Here is a 14,804-nt window from a genome sequence, read left to right on the forward strand (position 1 = left end):
GGAGCTCACGGACTGCGGCCAAGCGACCACCCGGCTTCGGCGTGCAGTCCGGGAGTATCGGCTCGATCCGCGCCCACTGCGCATCTGTTAACGGCACACCCCGACCAACGACCGACTGATCCAAACGAAAGTGTTTGGGCGAGCTGCTGGCACCCGGTGGTCTCCTGCACGACCGTGCCTCGGTGTATGTGATCGATCAGCGCTACTTCACTGTGGCCAAGCTCGTCGGCCTCCGGCTGGAGGAGCGGTTCCATGCCATGGGCTACGACATTCGCAGCAGCGGCTCCAAGATCTTTACGGGACACCCCTTAGGGCACGGTGAAGAGGACCTTGTCCTCGTCCGCGGTGGGGTCCGCCTGCTTGAGCCTGGCCCTGATGCTGGATCCGAGCTGGAGATCCAGGCCGTTGGTCGAGACGACCTTGGCCAGCACGGCGGGGTCGGCCAGGAACACTTTGCCCTCGCGCGGCCTGCCCCGCTCCGCGTCGGTGTCGATGACCGCGGCGTCGAACACCTCGCCCACGCGGTCCTTGAGCACCGCGGCCTCGGCCAGGTCCATGGTCTGCCGGTACGCCGGGCCGCCCTTCCCCCGTGCCGTGTCGCACGGGATGCAGGACAGGGCGTCGAGCACCCAGTTCGGCGGGGCCTTGTCCGCGCACGCCATCACACACAGCTCACCGGTGTACCGGTCGACCAGGCGCCGCAGCGGAGCCGTGCAATGGGTGTACGGGGCCGCGATCGCTGCGTGCATCGTGTACGCCGGCTTCTGGTTGTCGCGGAAGACGGTGTACTCCGCCCTGAGCATCGTGCTCGTGGCCTCGGTGAGGAAGGCCATGTGCTGCTGGTTCCGGGGATCGAGCTTGCGGACCAGCGTGGCGTACGAGATGCCGGGCCGCCAGACGATGCCCAGGGCCTTCGCGATGTCGTGCAGGCGCTTGATCACGTTCTGATCGGCCTGCTCCTTCTGGGTCCGCAGAATGCCGGTACCCGTGTCGAGCATGATCTGGGCCGCGGACATCCCGGTCATGAGGGAGATCTGCTCGTTCCAGCCCTCGACCGGCAGCGTCGCCACATAGCGCAGCCGGAACGATCCGTCCTCGAGGGTGACCTCCTGGTCCGGCAGATTCACCGAGATGCCGCCGCGCGCGATTTCGACGGCCTCCCGCAGCTCGCCGATCTCGCGCAGCAGGGCGAGGGGCTCCTCCGCCGTGCCGTTCTCGATGGCCTGCTGGGCGCCGGCGTAGTCGAGCTGGGCCCGACTTCGGATCACGGCCCGGCTCACGGACGAGTCGGTCAGATTGCCGTGGGCGTCGAGGTCGTGCTGCCACAACAGTGCGGGGCGGTCCTTGTTCGGCAGCAGGCTGGCCGCGCCCTCGGAGAGGACGGGCGGGTGCAGGGGCACCTTGAGGTCGGGGAAGTACAGCGTTTCGATCCTGTCGTGCGCCTCGATGTCCAGAGGGCTGCCCGCCCTGACGAAGGTCGCCACGTCCGAGATGGCGTAGTACACGCGGTAGCCGCCACCGGGCCGCCGCTCCAGGTGCATGGCCTGGTCGAGGTCCTTCGAGGTCGGCGGATCGATCGTGAAGAACGGCAGGTGGGTGGCGTCCTTGTCGGGCAAGCGCGCCTCACCCGCGGCCTTGTCGGCCGCTTTGAGTACGTGCTTGGGGAAGCTCAGGGGGACCTTCAGCTCCGCGCGGAGTTCCTCCAGCGCGGTGCGCAGAGCGTCCAGGGCCTCGGCAGACATGTGCATCGGGCGGCGTTGCATGCCCCGAGCGTAGGGCGGCGGTCACGAACCGGCGCGGCGAGCGGGGCCGGCGGCGGAGGGGACCGGGGCGACGGCGGCCGAGCGGGGAAGGGACGTCGGCCGCGTGGCGGCGGAGCCGGGACTAGCGGGTGCCGTTCGGCGCGCTGACACGGGGGCTGCCCAGCGATGGGCCGAACTGGCCAGGGCGGAAGGGCACGAGCCAGTCCCCGGCGGCGAGGTTGGCAAGTCCGAGGGCCTGGTTGATCTCGTTGCCGCTGTCCTCAATCCCGTCCAGGGAAGCATCGAACAGCATCAGCACGTCGTGGTCCTCGAAGAGGACATCCGAGCACCAGTCCCGGTCGAAGTCACGTGGTCCTCCCGTGAGGGGATGTTCCGTTCGGCTGTGACACTGACGGTGGTCTGGTGGAGGCTGGCGTCGCCGGCCCTGTGGGGAGGAGGCTGGGATAAGGCCGAAAGCGCCAGAGAGGTATGCGTGGTGATCAGCTTGAGCCGGTTGGGATCACCCCGTCTGCGTCCGTACGAGTCGGCGGATGAGGCGGCGGTGCTTGAGTTGCTGGCGGCAGATCGGCTGCCTGGGCAGCCGATCTGCACCGCTTTGATGCTCGCTGACGCGCTGGCCGGCCGCTCAGTAGCTGATCCGGCTGCGTGGGCGGCGCTGGATGGGCTTGTCACTACTGTGCTGTGCACGCCCGATGGCGGCATTGACGGCATCGTCTGCTGTGCCGGGCGCCCCTGCGACGACGCATCGTTGATCTTGTGGCTGCACTGCCGTGACAGCTTCGAGACGGCCGCGACTTTGATCGCTCGGGCTCTGGAATGGAGCGGCGCCCGTCTCGTGTACGCCTTCCCACTCGCCTCCTCCCTCACCAGGGGCCTGATAGGTCTGCCGGAGCGCCGTAGCCGGGCTACGCACGAAGCCCTCCTGGCTGTGGGCTTCACCGGTCTGGGGCGGTGCCGGTATCTGCGTGCTGAGCTTCCCGTCGCAGGCTTGCCCCACCTCGGGCACGTGGAGCTGAAGGACCCTGTCTCGCCGCCCGGCAAGCGTCTTGAGGTCCGCCGCGACGGGCGGGTGCTGGCCCAGGCCATCGTGGAGCGTCCTGTCGGCGGGGTGGGCGTGATCCGCAGCCTCACGGTCGCCCCGGATACCTGCCTGGACTTGCCCCTGGGCCTGCTGGGCAACGCTATGGACGTGCTCCTCGGGTTGGGTGCTCGCGAGACGATCGTCTACCTGGATGAGTCTCCTGATGACCCGGAGTGGGATCCCGCCGCTGCCCTGCGCACATATCTGTTCGCTGACTTCATCGAGGTCGACCGGCTGCTCACTTTCACCAGGCCGCCTACACCGTCTGGGATGCGGGGTTAGACAGCTTGCGTGAGAGACTCCGAGTGCTGGATAAGCCGTTCGTAGTCCCTCGCATGTCGGCGAGGCGTTCATCATCCAGTCCAGTGACCTCTCCGCGACCCGGCGACGGGGCAGGACCACAAACTCGGAGCAGTCCTCGGCCGTGCATCTGCCGAGCGGCCTGGGCGACGGTGCTGTGTTGTCGAAGTCCTTTCGCGGGCCTGCTGGTCCTGCACGGTCTGGGCTTTGACGTGGAAGCGGGCCGTGTCGTTGCACAGCGCCTTCAACGCGAACTTCCAGCCGGCGCACCAGCCCGGCGGTGACCTTCACTGCCACCGTCTCATTGCGGGCAGGCTCCTCCACCGCTCGAAGTCTTGTCCTGCACCGGGACGTGGGCCGCGATCACTGCGGCGAAGAGAAGCGCTGCGGCCTCCGCCGAGCTGGCCGCGCACACCCGACGAGACTGGGCACGCCGGCAGATCCGCGCCATCCCCGGAACCCGCCCCGTTAGCCGCCGACCGGAGCGCCTCGTCGCCGAACGCGGCGACGTCCCCGTCCAGGTCCGCGCAGAAGCTGACCGGATCCACCGCGACCTGGCCCAGGTACTGCGCCAGGCGTCCACCTCCCGGCCGAGCGCGCCGCAGAGCGTCTTCGACTCAAAGGTCCCTCCCGCCGCCCTGTAAGGGCTCAGGCCCCCAGTGCGCCCTTGTGCGAGCGGTGCCGCTCCCAGCGAAGCTGTGCCGGACCCTTCGCAGGGTCAGGCGGCGGGGCGGCAGACGGCTACTGGTCGGGGTGAACGGCTTGGACGCCGGTGCCGGCGTAGGCCTTGGGGGTGAGGGTGAGGAGGTACCGGCCGGTGGGGTGGGTGGGGGAGGGGCGGGCGGCGTGGATGACGTGGACGGCGGCCCAGGAGTGTCCGAACCGCAGTAGTTCGGTGGCGGTGACCGCGGCGTCGGTGTCGAACGCCTCGATCCGTATGAACCGCAGGCCTTTGATGTAGCCGAGCAGGCCGGGCCGTTCGGCGTCGCCGGCCGTCAGCGACAGCACCGGCGCGGACAGGTCACCGAGTCCGCCGTAGGCCTGGACGTAGAACGCGGCGACCGCCTCGTTGAACAGATCCTTCGGGTCGTACAGCGCTCCCGCGGTCGTGTGGTCCAGGACGACCGCGATCACGGCCACTACGCGGCCGCCCGCGGACCGTGCGCGGCGCCGCCCAGACGCTCCAGCAGGGCCTTCGCCTTCGCCTCGGCCTCCGGACTCGGCGCGCTGCCGAGGGCGGAGGCGAGCTCGGCGCGGGCCAGCTCGGCCCGCTCGGCGTACTCCGTCTGGGTGGGCGTGCTCTGCGCGAGGTCCTCCACCAGGCTGCGGATCGTGGTGCCGTGCTCGGCCGCCAGCTGGGTGAGTTCGCCGGCGCGGTGGAGGCGGTGCTGAGCCAGCTGCTGCGAGACGACGAGCCGGTGATGAAGGTGGCGGCCGTGATCGCCCGGGCGTCCCTCGATCGCGACACCCCCTCCGGCATGCCGACCTGCTGCCGGACGTCCTCGCCGATCCGGCCGTACGGCCGGCCTGGCGGCACTGCTCGACGATCCCGGGGCCGACGCAATCTCCTGGATCGAGGGGACCGTCGGCGACTTCGCACGCTGGGCCATGGTCCGGCTGGGCGACCCCCGCGGCCTTCCCGGCCTGGTCGAGTCGCTCTGGGCGCCCTACCGGGAGCAGTTCGGGCGCAGCTGGGTGGCGGGCGATCCGCGTCGGCCGGGATGCACGAAGTCCTCGCGCCGCTGCGCGAGCACGCGGACGTCCTGCTGCCCGCGCTGCTGGAGGAGGTGCGGCAGGACCACGAACAGCACGGCGACCACGGCGAGATCATGGGCACCTTGCTGCAGGTCGCCGAGGAGTGGGGGCCGGACGCGCTGCCCGTGCTCCCGGTCGTCCTGCCGCTCCTGAAGGACACGCGGTACTCGTTGCGCGTGTTCGACGTGCTGCTGGCGATGGGTCCCGGTGCCGCCTCGACGGCGTCCGCCGTGCGCGACGCGATCGTCCTCGACCACCTTGGCAACCACCACAGGACCGCGTGGGCCGCGGGGGACCGCCCTGCGGCTCCTGGGCGAGGCGGTGCACGACGAGCAGGCGTCGCCGTACGGACCGGTTCTCCTCCTGTCCGACTTCGGTCCCGCCGCCGCGGCGCATGCCGGACGGGTGCGTGAGGTCATGGAGAACGCCGAGCATGGGAGGGTGACGGCGGCGGTCGCCCTGTGGGCGATCACCGGCGATCCGGGTGCCACCCTGGCGATGCTGGAGCAGGTCGTCGTGCGCTTCACCGGGGACGACGACCGCTACGGCGACCTGGCCGAGGCACTCCGCGGGTTTTTGCGCATCGGCACGGTCACGCCGGCCGCACGGCGGTCACTGCGCCTCGTCGGCGCCCGCGATCTGCGGCTTTCCGCCCACCGGGACTACCGGGCCGTCCTCGACGACCAGGAACTCCGCTCCGCCATCGCCGCGGTGCTCGCGCTTCCCTGACGTCCGGTGGCGTCAGCCCCGGCCGACGGGTGGACGCCAACCCAGATCCCTGTGCCGCTCCTGACGCGCAGCCCCCTACTGACTGCGTATTCACCCCAACATCACCGTCGCCGTCCGCTATCACGAAGCGGTGGCCCGGCCGGCGGCGCCCGAGGAACTCGAACGCTTCTGCATTCGAGCATGGTCCACACTCAACTATCGGACATCGCGGCGATACACGCGGGCAGCATCGGCGCAGCCGAGGCGGGGTCGGCCGTCGAGAGCCGAGCCGTCGACGAGGTACCGGCACACCCTGAAAGGCTGCCGTACTGTGTCACGGGCACCGGGGCCGGTTTCCAGTGAGACGAGTCCCGAGTGCTTCGAGGGCTTGGTCGTATTGGCCTCGCTATCGATCCACCGTGTCGTAGGCCGTGCGATCCGGCACCTCGTCCTTCCGGCCCAGGAGGGCTTCACAAGCTGCGTCCGCGCTGTCGAATATCTGGCAGGTCATGCCGACCCCGGTCAGGTCGAGCACACGTCGCACCACTTCGCTGGGCGCGGCCAGGGACACGGATCCGTCGATGCTCCGCATTTCGCTGACGGTCCGTACGATGACACGCAGCCCGGAGGAGTCCATGAACGGCACGTCCGCCAGGTCCAGCACCAGGTGACGTCGTCCGTGCACCACCTGACCGGCCAACTGGTGCTGAAGGGCGAGGCCGGTGTCAGTGTCGAGCTCTCCGCAGACGGTGATGACCGCGGCGTCGGAGCTGATCACGGCCACCTCAATACCCAGACCTGCTGATTCGCTCACAAGTTCTCCTCGAACGGGGTCTACACGGCCAGCAGCCCAGCTACCCCGTCCTGTGACGTTCATCCGCGCTGGACGCGGTTTCCTTCGGGGTTCCGGCCGGCCCGATCCGGCCGGGGACCCGCCAGCCCCCGGCGGCCGCACGTCCGGCCGTGCCAGCTGGTCCTCCAGGCCTCGAAAAGTCCTCCCGTCCCGGACAGGGCGGGCGGGTGGTGACGGTGGAGGAGCTACGGCCAAGCCGCGCAAGCCCCTCCACCTCTTGAGGGGGGCTCCGTGGGGTAGCACCCAGGACGGGGCGACGAACATTTCGGATACCGCCGGCGCAGCCGACGCGCTCGCCTTGACTGCTGAGGAGGGATGCCGGGCTGCTGGAGTCCGCCGTCACCGACGCGGGCCGCGACGGGCCCGGCCGGAAGAGGGAGCGGTGGACGTCACCGTGCGTAGCGTAGGCAGGCTCGTCGTCAAGCTGCTGCCGGGCAAGGGCCGCCACCGCAGCAGTCCCAACTCCAGGACGGAGGCCGGCCTCACCGGCCGGGGTGTCTGAACGCACACGCGATGAACCAGCCGCCGTAGGCCCGTGTGATTGGCCTCCCCGCGCCCCGGTGCCCGCGAGCGGATGGCCGACAGTTTTGGTGGTCGAGTGCGGCGGCGACGGAGGGGTCGGCCGCGAGGTCGGCGACCGTCCGCACGGCGTGCAGGAAGGCGTCCTGAATCCGCCCGCCCCGCCAGTTCCACGGCTCCGCGATGACGGTCACGGCCTCATCCCGCTGGGCGCGCCTCGCGCCTACAAGCCGTTTTCACGAACCGGGGTTCAGGCCCTCGGAGCGCCGCTGCGCATGCCCGGGCGTCGGGTCCAGATACACCCGGCACACCGCCGGGAACGCCTCGTGCAGTCGCTGCTCGGCCCGCTCGCAGGCCCACTCGACTTCGGCGGCGGTCGACAGGTCACGGAAGTCGACCTTGGCCGCCACCAGGGCCTCCCCCGGCGCCTGCACCAGCGTCGTCAGCTCCAGTACCGCCTCGATGTGCTCCACCTGCAGGAGTTCCGCCCGGATCCGCTCCCGCACCGGCCGGGGCAGCGGCCGCCCGATGAGAAGCTCCACGTTCGACCGGCCGAGCACCCAGGCGACGTACAGCAGCAGCACGCCGATGGACAGGGAGGCGATGCCGTCCCAGACCCCGGATCCCGTGAGCTGCCCGCCCAGCAGGCCGCCCGCCGCCAGCACCAGGCCGATCAGCGCAGCCGAGTCCTCCAGAACCACCGCCTTCACGGCGGTGTCGGGCGTGTGCCGCAGATAGAGCCGGAAGGGCATCCCGCGGCGGTCCGCGTCACCGCGCGCCTGGCGCACCCCGGTCCGCAGCGAGAAGCCCTCCAGCACGAAGGCGACCGCGAGGACGATGTAAGACACCCGCGGGTCACCGAGCGTCTCGCCCCTCGTCAGGGTGTGGATGCCGTCGTAGAGGGAGAAGACCGCGCCGCCGACGAAGGTGGCGACTGCGGCGAGCAGCGCCCAGACGTAGCGTTCGGGGCCGTATCCGAGGGGATGGTCCTCGTCGGGGGGTTTCCGGCTGCGCTTGAGCGCCGTCAGCAGCAACACCTCGGTGACCGTGTCGGCGACCGAGTGCGCGGCCTCGGAGAGCATGGCGCTGGAGCCACTGATGAGGCCGGCCGCCACCTTGGCTATCGCGATGCCGAGGTTGGCGAGGGCGGCGACGACGACCGTGAGGGTACTTCCGACGTCGGTGTCCCGCCGGTCCGGGTGCAGTGCTTTCGCCATGTCCCTCAGTGTTCCCGCGGAACCCGTACCACGCCCTCCTGGATGACCGAGATGGCCAGGCGCCGGTCCTGCGTATTGGTGCGGGCCTGACCGAAGCCGCGGCCACCGCATGCCGACGGGGACTTCTGGTCGTACAGGACCCGGCGCGATGCAACTGCGCACCTTCGTCCCGCGCGACATCCCGATGCGCTTCGGCCCCGCCGCGATGCCGGACATCGACCACTGGGTCAGCCGTAACGGCCTCCGACTGCTGTTCGCAACGGCAGCCAAGATCCCGCCGTAGCCGAGTCCTTCCAGCCCCGCTCCCGCGACTCCCGCGTCCTGTGGGCCCCCGGCAGCAACCACCACGCCACCATCTCCGGCCTCAGCTCCAACGACCGCGCCGAGGCCCTCGCCCTCCTCACGCGCTGGACCAGCACCCGCTGAAGGCAGGCACAGCCTCGGGCGTACGCACACCGCACGGAAGACAGACGCAATGCGTTCGTTTTAGGGGCGGCAGCAGCGCAAGAGGCGGCGGGGCCAGGCAGGTGAGCCTGTCTGGCCCCGCCGCCCCGCCCGTCGTCCGCCCGTCCGTGCCTCTCTGGTTCTTGGACGTTGCCCCCCCTGAGTGCAGCACCATGCCGACCAGGTCACTGGTGACGTACTGGCTTTGACCAGCCCAGGGGAGTGGCCCGGGATGACCTCGTCCAGGGTCTCCCGAGAGCGGCGCAGATCGGCGATCATGCGGTCGATCCGGTCCCGCTCGGTGGCGATCGCGGAGGGTCCGCCGTCCCGGTCGCGCATGCACGGCAGCAGTTGTCGGATCTTCTCGCTGTGCAGCCCGGCCGCGTACAGTTCCTGGATCCGGATGATCCGGTCGACGGCCCACTCCGGGTAGTCGCGGTGGCCATCTGGGGGTGTGTCTCGTAGTTGCGCAGCGACCGTTCGCTCACGCCGGTGCGCCGGGCCAGTTCACCGATCCGCATGTCCGCCTCCGCTGGGAGGTGGGCTTGAACCTCACATCGGTGTCAAGTTCTACCGTGCCGGCATGACGCGGACAACGGACTTCCTCGCTCGACGCCCAACCCGGCCGGACAGACGTACCCGGACATCACCGCCGTCAGCGTTCCAGCCATCGACGCCACGGGCAGCCCATCGGCCCTGCCGCTGTTCGTTGACTGCCGCTCGCCAGGCAGCCGCCCGCGCGTTCTTCAGTAAGGGTCCTACGCGAGCCCCCCCTGGAGGGTGGCATCGGTCGGCGCCGCAAGTTGACCGTTCTGCTCGGCCCAGCCGCGGGCTGCGACAAAGTCCGTCTTCCCAGGCGACGTCGTAGTGCGACCAGACCATGCCCAGCTTCCCCGATGCGGCAGCGCCCGCCGACTGGGAGAGGAGCAGGCCCAGGCCGACGAACTCGCCGCCCGACCGGCCGCCATGTCAGCCGCGAGCAGTGGGTATGCACCACCCGCGCCGCCCAGTCTCCGGCCTACGCGCCCGGTGGAAGTCGCGATCCCGATCCCGCTCTCGACGACTGCGACGACGCTCTAGGCAGACAGCTGACAATCCGTCAGTGCCATGGGCAGGCGAGCCCGACCTCCTAACCAGCAGGTCAACCCTGTCGGTACGCGTGGCCATCCGTGTTGAGGAGGACGTATGAAGGCTCCAGGGCTGCGGCCTGGCGGGCCAGGTCAAACAACTCGGTGACCGGCGGCGGGGTCAGCCCGAGACGGTCGAGGAACGCGGCCCGCCGCTCGGGCAGGTCGTCCATGTCGGCCGCCTCACTGAGTTCCTCGTCCTCCTCCTCCCGCAGCGCCAACAGCATCGCCTCATCCACGATGCGCCCCTGCCTCTCCAGGTTCAGCGCCTGTCCCGCGCATGGCAGCGTGGCCAGCAGTAGCAGCGCGTCACGGAGGTTGGCGCCGACGATCCCCGCGGAGCCCTCGGAGTCGGCGAACAGCACGGGCCGATCCTCGCCGTCGCCGGCCCCGCAGAAGAAGTAGGTGCCGCCTCCGCCGTCCTTCGCGATCGCCTCCAGCGGCTCGCCCGAGGCCAGACGCACAGGCTCAACGTGGGTGATCGGCCCATAGCGCGCGACGAGGATGTCGAAGTCGAAAGGCCACTCGGCGAGTTCAGCAGCCCTGGAGTCGTCGCGGAGCAGGCCGAGCAGGGAGGACGAGGACGTCATGCGGGCAACCGTAGAGCAAGAGGACGGCAGTGCCGCAGCCGGGCCATCCGCACCACCATGGGCAGAACCGTCCGTTGACGTCTTGAGCGGTGTAGCAGGTGGCTGTATAGATCCACCCCATGTTGCGCTTGCAGCAGGCGCACGTCTCGACGGTCGCGTGGATGGACCGATGCCGTGCTTCGCCAGATGCGTACGGATTGCCACAGCGACGGCTAGTGCTGGATTCCGCTTTCGGTGGGTATAGCTGCTGGTAGCGGGGCGGTTGCGGGTACTCGGGGGCGGGTGCTGGGTCATGGTGCTGAGGGCACGGCCGGGACGTGACGAGGGCGGGCAAGCGGTGGTTCACCGCCTGGCGGCTGCCAGGAAGGCGCCGAAGGTTCTGGTGGAGCGGTGCCGGATGGTCGAGCTGAGTTGGGACGGCTGGCTGGTCCCGCAGATCGCTGACGAGGTGAGGTGCAGTCCGAAGACGGTGCGTCGCTGGCTGCACCGCTTCAACCGCTCGGGGCTTGAGGGCTTGGAGGATCTGGGCGGGCAGGGATGCAAGCGAAGGATCACCGAGGCCGAACGCTCCCGGATCATTGCGATGGTCAAGCAGACCCCGCCGGGGCGGCTGGAGGTGCAGCCGTCGAACGAGATGTGGGCCGCTGACGAGTCAGGGCCCTCGGAGTGGACCTTGGACGCGCTGGCTGCCGCCGCCCAGGACCTGGGCATCGAACTCCCATTCTGCATCGGACAGTTCATGTCGACGTATCACCCGACCATGACCACCACTCAAGATCATTTGAAGACACTGCCTAGGCCGGGCCGGACCACCAGCAAGGGCTACCCACCCACTGCAGCGCTGTCACAGCGCAGCCCGGCCACTGCCGCCCGGTATCGCTCCCACCAGGGACAGCGCGCCGGGCCGGAAGCCGGGACTCCACGCCGTGTCGTGCACGATGCCGGCCGGGTCAGCGCGGCCGACACCTGCCGCTCGGCGAGCACGTCCCCGGCCGTCGCCTCCCCGTGCCGGAAGCTGAACCATCCGGTCAGCAGCGCCCGGGCGGGCGCTCGCAGAGCGCGCAGCAGAGCTGCCACCAGGTCGTCGTCCATGGGCCTCACCGTGGTCGCTCGGTCACCGGAGTCGCGCGAGTACCCGACTCGCCGGAGAATAAGAATCCAACGTGTGAAACCAACTGGCACGGGAACGCAGTGCCAGTGCCGTCCAGCCAGCGGCGGCCGATCAGGGCGGTCCTCCGGACCAGTGGGACAACAGCCCTGTCCTTTTCCTGCGCAACGGGCCGGCGAGGCCGGGCCCGATGGACGCGGTACGCGCCCGAATGCCCACGCTGGAACGGCTCTCGGGCCGGGAATGTCCATGCTGGAGCGACTCCCGGGGCGCGGACGAGGTGCACGAAGGACGGCCAAGGAAGAGCCCCCATGACTGGTGACAGACCGTTTTCCTGGCGGCGCGCCCTCGTGACCGGTGGCGCCGGCTTTCTCGGTTCCCACCTGTGCGAACGGCTGCTGGATTCAGGGGTCGAAGTCGACTGCGCCGACAACCTGGCCTGCGGACGCCGGGAGAACGTCCGCCACCTCGAGGACCGGCCCGGTTTTCGGTTCGTGGAGTGCGACGTCTGCGCGGCCGACCGCGCGGACCTGCCCGGCCCGTACGACCTCGTCCTGCACTTCGCCTGCCCGGCCTCTCCGGCCGACTACCTGCGGATGCCGCTGGAGACCCTGGACGTGGGCAGCCTCGGCACCCGCAACGCCCTGGGGATCGCGGCACGTCACGGCGCCCGTCTCCTGCTCGCCTCCACCTCCGAGGTGTACGGCGATCCGCTGGTGCACCCGCAGCACGAGGGCTACTGGGGGAACGTGAACCCCATCGGCCCGCGCAGCGTGTACGACGAGTCGAAGAGGTTCGCCGAGGCCCTGGTCACCGCGCACGCCGGCGCTAGGGGCACGGACGCCGGGATCGTGCGGCTGTTCAACACCTACGGGCCGCGGATGCGCGCCCATGACGGCCGTGCGGTGCCCACCTTCATCTGCCAGGCCCTGGCCGGTCACCGTGACCGGCGACGGCAGCCAGACTCGCTCCCTGTGCTACGTGGACGACACGATCGACGGCATCCTGCGGGTCGCCGCGCGCAGGTCGGTGCGGCCCGTGAACATCGGCGGCAGCGAGGAGATCAGCGTCGCCGACCTGGCCCGCCGGGTGGTCGCCCTCACCGGCTCCCGCTCGCCGATCGCGTTCGTCGACCGGCCCGTCGACGACCCCGGCCGGCGCCGCCCCGACACCGCGCTCGCCCGCGAACTTCTCGGCTGGGCCCCGCGGGTGCCCTGGGAGGAGGGCCTGAAGCAGACGATCGCCTACTTCGCCGCCCAGCCCCCCGAACCCGTCCTGCGGGAGGAGGACCCGGCCCGGCAGTCCTGACCCCCGACCGCTCGCAGCCCTGGAGACAGCGCATGCACGTCCTCGGTATCGGCGACCTGCCGCTGATGGCCGCCGGGCCGCTGTTCGACCGGATACGCACCCTGCGCATCTGCGGCAAGGGCCCGGCCGCGGCCCGCAACGCCGGCTGGCGGACCGTGGAGACGCCCTGGACGGTGTTCCTCGACGACGACGTCCAGGTGCTGCCGGACTGGTCCCGGCTGCTCGCCGAGGACCTGCGGGAGGCCGGTGAGGACGTCGGCGGCATCCAGGGGCGGCTGCGTGTCCCCCTACCCCTGGACCGCCGGCCCACCGACTGGGAGCGCACCATCAAGGGCCTGGAGAACGCGGCCTGGGCCACCGCCGACATGGCCTACCGCACCGAGGCGCTGACCAGGGCCGGCGGCTTCGACGAGCGCTTCCCGCGCGCCTTCCGCGAGGACGCGGACCTGGCCCTGCGGGTGCAGCGGGCCGGCTGGTCGCTGTGCCGCGGCACCCGCCCCACCCGGCACCCGGTCCGCCCGGCCCGCTGGTGGGCCTCGCTGCCCGCGCAGCGCGGCAACGCCGACGACGCCCTGATGAACCGGCTGCACGGCCCCGACTGGTGGGACCGCGCCCGGGCGCCCCGCGGCCGGCTGCGCCGCCACCGTCTGCGCGGCCCTGTGGACGCTCGGCACCGCCGAGTTCGCCCTCGCCCGCATCCTGCCCGGCCCCCGCACCGCGCGCGAGATCGCCGGGATGCTCGGCACCAGCGTGCTCATCCCGCCGCTCGCCGTCCGGCACCGGCTGCGCGGGGCCGTCCGCCACCGGCACGCCGAACCCCTGGGAGGTGCCGGGTGAATCCCGTCTCCGCCGTCCTGTTCGACCGCGACGGCACCCTCGTGGCGGACGTGCCGTACAACGGCGACCCCGACCGCGTCCGCCTGCTGCCCGGCGCGGCAGGGGCCGTCGGGTTGGCGCGGTCCGCCGGGCTGCCGACCGGCGTGGTCAGCAACCAGTCCGGGATCGGGCGCGGGCTGCTGACCGCCGAGGACGTGTGCCGGGTCAACAAGCGCGCCGACGAACTGCTGGGCGGGCTGGACACCTGGGTGTGCTGCCCGCACGCCCCGGACGCCGGCTGCCCGTGCCGCAAACCCCGGCCCGGCCTGATCCGCACGGCCGCGGCCCGGCTGGGCGTCCCGCGGGCCGAGTGCCTGGTGATCGGGGACATCGCTGCGGACGTCCTGGCCGCCCGCGCGGCGGGCGCCCGGGGCGTGCTGGTGCCCAACGCGGCAACCGCACCGGCCGAGGTGGAACGTTTCTCCGGACAGTGCGCCCCCGACCTGCTCACCGCCGTGCGCAGCGCCCTCGGCGTGGGCCCCGGGAGACGGTCGCGATGAAGTCGCTCGTCGTCCGGCTCGACAGCTTCGGAGACGTCCTGCTCGCCGGACCCGCCGTGCGCGCCGTCGCCGCCCACAGCGCGCACGTGACGATGCTGTGCGGACCGTGCGGCGCGGACGCCGCCCGCATGCTGCCCGGCGTCGACGAGGTGCTGGTGTGGGAGTCGCCCTGGGAGGGCTTCGACCCGCCCCCGGTGAACCCGGCCGACATCGAGGACCTGGTCGGCCGGCTGCGCGCCGGGGCCTTCGACGCCGCCCTCGTCCTGACCTCGTTCCACCAGAGCCCCCTGCCGACCGCACTGCTGCTGCGGCTGGCCGGGATCAGCCGCATCGGCGCGGACAGCGTCGACCACCCCGGGCGGCTGCTCGACGTGCGCCACCGGCGGCCGGCCGGCCGCCACGAGGCCGAGGCGGCCCTCGACACGGCCGCCGCCATGGGCTTCCTGCCGCCGCCCGGCGACGACGGGCGGCTGCGCCTCCTGCCGCCCCCGGACACCGGCAGCCTGACCGGCAACGGCCCGTACGTCGTCCTGCACCCGGGCGCCAGCGCACCCGCCCGCGCCTGGAGCCCCCACCGGTGCGAGGAGGCGGTCGCGCTGCTGACCGACGCCGGGCACCGCGTGGTCGTCACCGGCGGGCCGGACGAGACCGCCCT

13 protein-coding genes and 8 pseudogenes are annotated in these 14,804 nt (G+C 71.1%); 9 read left to right on the plus strand and 12 right to left on the minus strand.

Annotated elements, in window-relative coordinates; translation table 11 throughout:
- Window positions 1-308: 308 nt before the first annotated feature.
- A complete protein-coding gene (locus tag ABZ478_RS37330; RefSeq protein ID WP_359556951.1) occupies window positions 309-1,763 on the minus strand; it encodes an RNB domain-containing ribonuclease in 1,455 nt (484 codons plus the stop codon).
- Between the two features lie 121 nt (window positions 1,764-1,884).
- Entirely contained in the window at window positions 1,885-2,061 is a 177-nt protein-coding gene (locus ABZ478_RS37335; protein ID WP_359556954.1) for a hypothetical protein, read from the minus strand.
- Window positions 2,062-2,304: 243 nt separating this feature from the next.
- Between ABZ478_RS37335 and ABZ478_RS37340 the strand changes: the two genes are divergently transcribed.
- Window positions 2,305-3,126, plus strand: a complete 822-nt coding sequence (locus tag ABZ478_RS37340; protein WP_359556957.1) for a GNAT family N-acetyltransferase — start codon at window positions 2,305-2,307, stop codon at window positions 3,124-3,126.
- A 759-nt stretch (window positions 3,127-3,885) separates the two neighbouring features.
- Here the strand turns inward: ABZ478_RS37340 and ABZ478_RS37345 are convergent.
- Both ABZ478_RS37345 and ABZ478_RS37350 read right to left on the minus strand, forming a co-directional pair.
- A complete protein-coding gene (locus tag ABZ478_RS37345; RefSeq protein ID WP_359556960.1) occupies window positions 3,886-4,284 on the minus strand; it encodes a hypothetical protein in 399 nt (132 codons plus the stop codon).
- Window positions 4,284-4,754: a hypothetical protein gene (locus ABZ478_RS37350; RefSeq protein ID WP_359556962.1), complete on the minus strand. Its 471-nt coding sequence runs from the start codon at window positions 4,752-4,754 to the stop codon at window positions 4,284-4,286. Before ABZ478_RS37350 ends, ABZ478_RS37345 begins: the two co-directional genes overlap by 1 nt.
- 111 nt (window positions 4,755-4,865) lie before the next feature.
- Between ABZ478_RS37350 and ABZ478_RS37355 the strand changes: the two genes are divergently transcribed.
- Window positions 4,866-5,312 carry a hypothetical protein gene (locus tag ABZ478_RS37355; protein WP_359556965.1) on the plus strand — a complete coding sequence of 149 codons (447 nt, stop codon included), beginning with the start codon at window positions 4,866-4,868 and terminating at the stop codon, window positions 5,310-5,312.
- A gap of 4 nt (window positions 5,313-5,316) precedes the next feature.
- On the plus strand, window positions 5,317-5,628 hold the full coding sequence (locus tag ABZ478_RS37360) for a hypothetical protein (protein ID WP_359556968.1): 312 nt from the start codon (window positions 5,317-5,319) through the stop codon (window positions 5,626-5,628).
- Window positions 5,629-6,013: 385 nt separating this feature from the next.
- Here the strand turns inward: ABZ478_RS37360 and ABZ478_RS37365 are convergent, their stop codons facing one another.
- The 3 genes and pseudogenes from ABZ478_RS37365 to ABZ478_RS37375 all read right to left on the minus strand — a co-directional run.
- Window positions 6,014-6,421, minus strand: a complete 408-nt coding sequence (locus ABZ478_RS37365; RefSeq protein ID WP_359556970.1) for an STAS domain-containing protein — start codon at window positions 6,419-6,421, stop codon at window positions 6,014-6,016.
- Window positions 6,422-7,215: 794 nt separating this feature from the next.
- Complete coding sequence (locus tag ABZ478_RS37370; RefSeq protein ID WP_359556973.1) at window positions 7,216-8,196, minus strand: cation diffusion facilitator family transporter; 981 nt, start codon at window positions 8,194-8,196, stop codon at window positions 7,216-7,218.
- 5 nt (window positions 8,197-8,201) lie between these two features.
- A pseudogene (locus ABZ478_RS37375) lies at window positions 8,202-8,336 on the minus strand (acyl-CoA thioesterase II); the annotation flags it as partial.
- Window positions 8,337-8,344: 8 nt separating this feature from the next.
- On the opposite strand from ABZ478_RS37375, the gene ABZ478_RS37380 reads away from it, so the two are divergent.
- The gene (locus ABZ478_RS37380) at window positions 8,345-8,479 is read left to right on the plus strand and encodes a hypothetical protein (RefSeq protein ID WP_359556975.1); all 135 of its coding nucleotides are present in this window, start codon (window positions 8,345-8,347) and stop codon (window positions 8,477-8,479) included.
- A gap of 392 nt (window positions 8,480-8,871) precedes the next feature.
- On the opposite strand, the pseudogene ABZ478_RS37385 reads toward ABZ478_RS37380, so the two are convergent.
- The 4 genes and pseudogenes from ABZ478_RS37385 to ABZ478_RS37400 all read right to left on the minus strand — a co-directional run.
- Window positions 8,872-9,161, minus strand: a pseudogene (locus tag ABZ478_RS37385) (MerR family transcriptional regulator); the annotation flags it as partial.
- A 132-nt stretch (window positions 9,162-9,293) separates the two neighbouring features.
- Window positions 9,294-9,531, minus strand: a pseudogene (locus ABZ478_RS37390) (helicase); the annotation flags it as partial.
- 250 nt (window positions 9,532-9,781) lie between these two features.
- Window positions 9,782-10,357 (minus strand): hypothetical protein, encoded by a 576-nt coding sequence (locus tag ABZ478_RS37395; RefSeq protein ID WP_359556977.1) that lies wholly within the window; start codon window positions 10,355-10,357, stop codon window positions 9,782-9,784.
- Complete coding sequence (locus ABZ478_RS37400) at window positions 10,302-10,703, minus strand: CbrC family protein (RefSeq protein ID WP_359556980.1); 402 nt, start codon at window positions 10,701-10,703, stop codon at window positions 10,302-10,304. The genes ABZ478_RS37395 and ABZ478_RS37400 overlap by 56 nt, the downstream gene beginning before the upstream one ends.
- Here ABZ478_RS37400 and ABZ478_RS37405 point away from each other — a divergent pair.
- Window positions 10,650-11,048: pseudogene (locus tag ABZ478_RS37405) on the plus strand (helix-turn-helix domain-containing protein); the annotation flags it as partial. The gene ABZ478_RS37400 and the pseudogene ABZ478_RS37405 overlap by 54 nt on opposite strands.
- A gap of 195 nt (window positions 11,049-11,243) precedes the next feature.
- Here ABZ478_RS37405 and ABZ478_RS37410 read toward each other — a convergent pair.
- Window positions 11,244-11,449 (minus strand): annotated as a pseudogene (locus ABZ478_RS37410) (polysaccharide pyruvyl transferase family protein); the annotation flags it as partial.
- A gap of 327 nt (window positions 11,450-11,776) precedes the next feature.
- Between ABZ478_RS37410 and ABZ478_RS37415 the strand changes: the two are divergent.
- The 4 genes and pseudogenes from ABZ478_RS37415 to ABZ478_RS37430 form a co-directional block, all read left to right on the plus strand.
- Window positions 11,777-12,773: pseudogene (locus ABZ478_RS37415) on the plus strand (NAD-dependent epimerase/dehydratase family protein).
- A gap of 71 nt (window positions 12,774-12,844) precedes the next feature.
- Window positions 12,845-13,610, plus strand: a pseudogene (locus ABZ478_RS37420) (glycosyltransferase); the annotation flags it as partial.
- Window positions 13,611-13,633: 23 nt separating this feature from the next.
- Window positions 13,634-14,149, plus strand: a pseudogene (locus tag ABZ478_RS37425) (HAD-IIIA family hydrolase); the annotation flags it as partial.
- Window positions 14,146-14,804, plus strand: a 659-nt coding sequence (locus ABZ478_RS37430; RefSeq protein ID WP_359556983.1) for a glycosyltransferase family 9 protein, incomplete at its 3' end; no start/stop codon positions are given. The pseudogene ABZ478_RS37425 and the gene ABZ478_RS37430, both read left to right, overlap by 4 nt.

The sequence above is a fragment of the Streptomyces sp. NPDC005706 genome, assembly GCF_040631045.1.
Taxonomy (GTDB): domain Bacteria; phylum Actinomycetota; class Actinomycetes; order Streptomycetales; family Streptomycetaceae; genus Streptomyces.